Annotated in this window: 5 protein-coding genes and 2 pseudogenes; 4 read left to right on the top strand and 3 right to left on the bottom strand. The window is 70.5% G+C overall.

Features of this window, described 5'->3' with window-relative positions; translation table 11 throughout:
- The 3 genes and pseudogenes from AB0C35_RS45775 to AB0C35_RS45765 form a co-directional block, all read right to left on the bottom strand.
- Positions 1-302: pseudogene (locus AB0C35_RS45775) on the bottom strand (hypothetical protein); the annotation flags it as partial.
- 14 nt (positions 303-316) lie between these two features.
- Positions 317-1,288 carry a bifunctional lytic transglycosylase/C40 family peptidase gene (locus AB0C35_RS45770; RefSeq protein ID WP_358470911.1) on the bottom strand — a complete coding sequence of 324 codons (972 nt, stop codon included), beginning with the start codon at positions 1,286-1,288 and terminating at the stop codon, positions 317-319.
- Positions 1,289-1,318: 30 nt separating this feature from the next.
- Positions 1,319-1,618: a helix-turn-helix domain-containing protein gene (locus AB0C35_RS45765; protein WP_358470908.1), complete on the bottom strand. Its 300-nt coding sequence runs from the start codon at positions 1,616-1,618 to the stop codon at positions 1,319-1,321.
- 207 nt (positions 1,619-1,825) lie between these two features.
- Between AB0C35_RS45765 and AB0C35_RS45760 the strand changes: the two genes are divergently transcribed.
- From AB0C35_RS45760 to AB0C35_RS45745, 4 genes and pseudogenes are all read left to right on the top strand, one after another.
- Entirely contained in the window at positions 1,826-2,302 is a 477-nt protein-coding gene (locus tag AB0C35_RS45760; protein WP_358470905.1) for a hypothetical protein, read from the top strand.
- Positions 2,303-2,304: 2 nt separating this feature from the next.
- The gene (locus AB0C35_RS45755) at positions 2,305-2,607 is read left to right on the top strand and encodes a hypothetical protein (RefSeq protein ID WP_358470902.1); all 303 of its coding nucleotides are present in this window, start codon (positions 2,305-2,307) and stop codon (positions 2,605-2,607) included.
- A complete protein-coding gene (locus AB0C35_RS45750) occupies positions 2,604-3,350 on the top strand; it encodes a hypothetical protein (RefSeq protein WP_358470899.1) in 747 nt (248 codons plus the stop codon). The genes AB0C35_RS45755 and AB0C35_RS45750 overlap by 4 nt, the downstream gene beginning before the upstream one ends.
- Positions 3,350-4,068: pseudogene (locus tag AB0C35_RS45745) on the top strand (hypothetical protein); the annotation flags it as partial. The gene AB0C35_RS45750 and the pseudogene AB0C35_RS45745, both read left to right, overlap by 1 nt.

Genomic DNA, 4,068 nt, shown 5'->3' with positions numbered 1-4,068 from the left:
ATGCCGTGGGCGGCGGCGTAGGGAGCGGCGTGTTCGCGGATGTAGCGCAGGGTGGCGGGGTGTTCGGAGTCGTCGCCGACGTTGGCGAACAGGAAGCGGTCGAAGTCGATGTGGCCTTGCGCGGCCAGGACTAGGGCGGCGGTGGATTGCCAGCCGCCGCCGTAGCTGAAGGCGCGGATCGGCCCGCAGGACGGCTTCTTCTTCGTCCCCTTCGCCGGAGACCTGCCTGGTGGGTGCTGGTTCCTGGTTGCAGGGGCGTGGCTTGGACCGTGGCGGCGGTTGGGGTTGTGGTGTGGGTGCAAGCGTGGGCCTCCGGTCAGGTTTCGATTCGAGGTGTGGGGCGGGTGGCGCCGATGTATTGGCGTTCGCGGTAGGGGTTGCCGGCGAATTGGGCGATGCGGACGACGTCGCCGGTGTGTGGGGCGTGGATCATGCGTCCGCGGCCGTAGTAGATGCCGACGTGGTGGATGGTGGCGGGGTTGGCGGGGTTGGTGGCGAAGAAGAGCAGGTCGCCGGGCTGGAGTTGGGCTCGGGGGATGTGGGTGCCTGCGCGGTATTGGGCGGCGGCGACGCGGGGTAGGCGGGCGCCGGCTTGGGCCCAGGCGTGTTGGGTGAGGCCGGAGCAGTCGAAGCCTTTGGTGCCGGCGCCGTGGGCGATGCCGTAGGTAGGGCCTGAGGGTCCGCCGCCGCCCCAGGAGTAGGGGGTGCCGAGCCAGCGCAGGGCGGCTTTGACGGCGATGGCGCCGCGTCGGCTGGTGGTGGGGGTGGCGTAGCGGGCGGCTTGGTCGAGGACTTTGCGGACGTACCAGTCGGCGTGGTTGTAACGCCAGATCGCCTGCTTGAGGCGTTTTCTGCCTTTGCCGGCGCCGTTGGCGCACAGGTAGTTGGCGGCGCCGTGGATGGCGTCGGCGGGGTTGTAGCGGTCTTTGTGGCCGTCGTGGTCGCCGTCGGCGCCGTAGGCGGCCCAGGTGGCGGCCAGGAATTGCATGGGGCCACCGGCTCCGGTGTGGTTCTGGCCGGTGTGGACGCCGGGCATGGTGGATCGGCCGTGGTCGGATTCGATCTTGCCGATCGCGGCCAGGACGTTCCAGGGCAGGCCGGGGCAGGTTTGGGCGGCGTCGAGGTACCAGCGCAGGTACGAGGCCGGAATGTCGCGTTTGGCGTAGGTGGTGGGTGCTCCGGCCAGCCCTGAGCCGATATCAGCGGCCGAGTTCTGCCCGGCGAGAAGAATGACGAGCGCCAGCGGCAGGAGGAGTGCGGCGGCGCATGCGGTGGCCGCGGCCTTCACCGGGTGGGCCGCTGCAGCGAGCTGAGGCGGTTAGTCCCGTGCGCCGGTGCGGGCTTGGCGTTGGGCGCGGTAGCCGGCGCCCTTCTTGGGTGTCTGCGCGGGTTGTGGCTGGTGGGTTGGGTCATCGGCGGCTTCCCCGGGTTGGTGGTGGGGCTGCCGCAGCACCTGGCGGACTGCTTCCCAGGAGTAGCGGAAGTCTTTGCCGGTTTTGAGGGCGGGGATCTGCCCGGCGTTGGCCATCCGGCGGACGGTCTGGGGCGACAGGCCGAGTTTGGTCGCGAGTTCGGCGGTGGTGAGGATGTCGGGGTCGCGGCCGGGTGTCTCGGTCATCGCGGGGGCTCCTGGGTCGGCGGTCACGGTTCGTCCCTTCCAGTGTGGTGGATGGGTGCTGCGGAAGCACGTTCTGGCATGTTATGGAGTTCCAAGAAACTGTTTGACGATGCTTGCGCTCCACGATTCTGCCACGTACGGTGATCGTCCAGCAACTCAGAGCATCGATTCGGGGGTATGTGGGTGAGTCTTCGACAAACCGGACCAATGCCGGTCCACAGGCCGCGGGAAGTCCTGGACGTGGTCCTGGTCGGCGCACATGGCGGCGCCGGGACGTCCACGCTGACCGCGCTGCTGCCTGCCGCGTGGGACATGGGCTCGATCCAGTCGCTGCTGGAGCTCGGCCGGTCGCCGATGCGGGCCAAGGGCCGCCCGGTGGTCTTGGTCGTGCGGAACACGGCGGTCGCCGCCAAGGACGCCACAGCCGCGATCGGCGCGCTGTCGGACTGGGACGAGCGGGTGTCGGCGCTGGCGATCGTCAGCGACGGCGGCCCGGAGTCGCGGGAGGCGACGGCCCGGTTCGCGCTGCTGGCCGGACGGGTGGGCGGTGTGGTCCGGGTGCCGCGCGTCCGTGGGCTACGGCTGGTGGAGGACCCGTGCGTGATCGACCTGCCAGGCAAGGCGCGGCGGGCCCTTGATGAACTCCGCTGCCTGGTCGGCATGTCGGCCGGCAGGGGGCGATGATCGTGCTGACCTCACTCATCGACCTGTCGCTGCTGGTACCGCACGCCGACGTCGATGTGCCCGACCCGCCTCCGGAGCCGCCGCCGGGCCTGGATCAGAAGATGAACACGCTGCTGGCGTGGGGCAAGTGGGGCGTGCTCATCTGCGGCGTCGCCGGGCTGTTCATCTGCGCGGGCCAGATGGCCATCGGGCGCAAGAACCGATCGACGTTCGCGGCCGACGGCGCGACCGGCATCCCCTGGGTGCTCGGAGGGCTCAGCCTGGCGGCGACGGCGGCTCCGATCGTCGGGGTGTTCTTCGAATGACCGGGCTGGAGAAGAGCACCGGGCGGGGCGACGGTGTCGGCTGGTGGCGGCGCGGCTGTGTCATCGCGGGGGCGGTGATCGCCGGTGCGGCTTTGCTCGGGCTGGTGGTGCCTCCAGTGGTCGGGACCGAGCCGGAGAGCAGGCCGGCGCCCGCCGGTCCACCCGTGCAGGCAGGGCGGCTGGTGAGCGCGCCGGAGGTGTCGTTGGCTGAATTGTCGTGGCGGGATTACCACGGTGTCCTGCTGCCCTACTCGGGGGCGGCTGGTCCACGGGAGGTCGGCGGTGATCGGGCGGCCGGGTTTGCTCGCACGCCGCTGGGGTCGTTGCTGGCCGCGGTGCATATCGCGGTGCGGGCGAACGTGCAGTGGGGGCCGAAGGTGTTCGAGCCCACCATCGAAGAGCAGGTCATCGGCCCGGACGCCGAAGCTCTGCTGGCCTCGACCCGCGCGGCGTACGAGGAGTTGCGTGGTGACCGGCCCGACGGTGCCGCGTTGGGGCGCGGGTACGTCGTGCTGGAGGGTTTCCGCTGGCAGGGCTACTCGCCGCAGGGCGCGAGCGTGGATCTGGTTTCGGCCGGTCCGGGCGACAGTGATGTGACCGCCCGCGCGGTGACCAGGGTCCAGCTGCGCTGGCAGGACGGTGACTGGCGTGTCGTCGGACCGCCCGGCGGGACGTGGGCCGGGGCGGCGTCGGCGATCGAGTCGCCAGACGGCTACGTCCGCTTGCAGGGCGGGGGTGGCTGATGCTTCCGCTCGACCCGTGCTCGCCGGTCATGGATCCGGCGTGCGTCCAGCCGGTGGACAACGACGGGGGCGGGAATCCGTTCCTTCCCTCGATGCCCGATATCGGGGGCGCGATCGGCGGGAAGGTGCTGGACGAGGCGGCCGAGTCGTTCCAGGCGGCGGTCGGCTGGCTGATCTCCAAGACCGCGTCCTGGTGGGTGGAGACCCCCTCGCCGGACCTGGAGAACGAGTCGGCGATCGGCCATCTGCAGCTGCTGGTCCAGCCGTTGACGGTCGCGGTCGCGGTGATGGCGCTCCTGGCCGTCGCCACGCGGATGGCGCTGACCCATAAGGCGACCCCGCTGCTGGACGCCGGCCGGGGCCTGGTCGTGCTGGCGGCGGTCACCGCGATCGGCGCGCTCTTGCCGAACCTGCTGCTGCAGTGGGGCGACGAGTGGTGCGGCTGGGTGCTGACCGCGTCCTCACAAGGCGGCTTCGCCGAGCGGATGACCAAGATCGTGACCTTCCCGTCCGGGACGCCGGCCGCGCTGGTGCTCATCTTGTGCCTGTTCGCGCTGCTCATCGGCATCATCCAGGCGATCCTGCTGCTGTTTCGCGGAGGGGCCCTGGTCATCTTGGCCGGGCTGCTGCCGCTGGCAGCGGCCGGGATGCTCACCTCATCGACCAAAGCGTGGTTCACCCGCGTCGCGGGCTGGATGCTCGCGCTCATCTTCTACAA

Source organism: Spirillospora sp. NPDC048819 (assembly GCF_040650055.1).
Lineage (GTDB): Bacteria > Actinomycetota > Actinomycetes > Streptosporangiales > Streptosporangiaceae > Spirillospora.
Note: the sequence above shows the minus strand (reverse complement) of the source record. Positions and strands in the feature narration are given on the sequence as shown.

What these genes read in the sequence shown, in the direction of transcription:
- AB0C35_RS45765 (WP_358470908.1), bottom strand. Translation starts at nt 1,618, where the DNA reads ATGACCGAGACACCCGGCCGCGACCCCGACATCCTCACCACCGCCGAA.
- AB0C35_RS45760 (WP_358470905.1), top strand. Translation starts at nt 1,826, where the DNA reads ATGCCGGTCCACAGGCCGCGGGAAGTCCTGGACGTGGTCCTGGTCGGC.
- AB0C35_RS45750 (WP_358470899.1), top strand. Translation starts at nt 2,604, where the DNA reads ATGACCGGGCTGGAGAAGAGCACCGGGCGGGGCGACGGTGTCGGCTGG.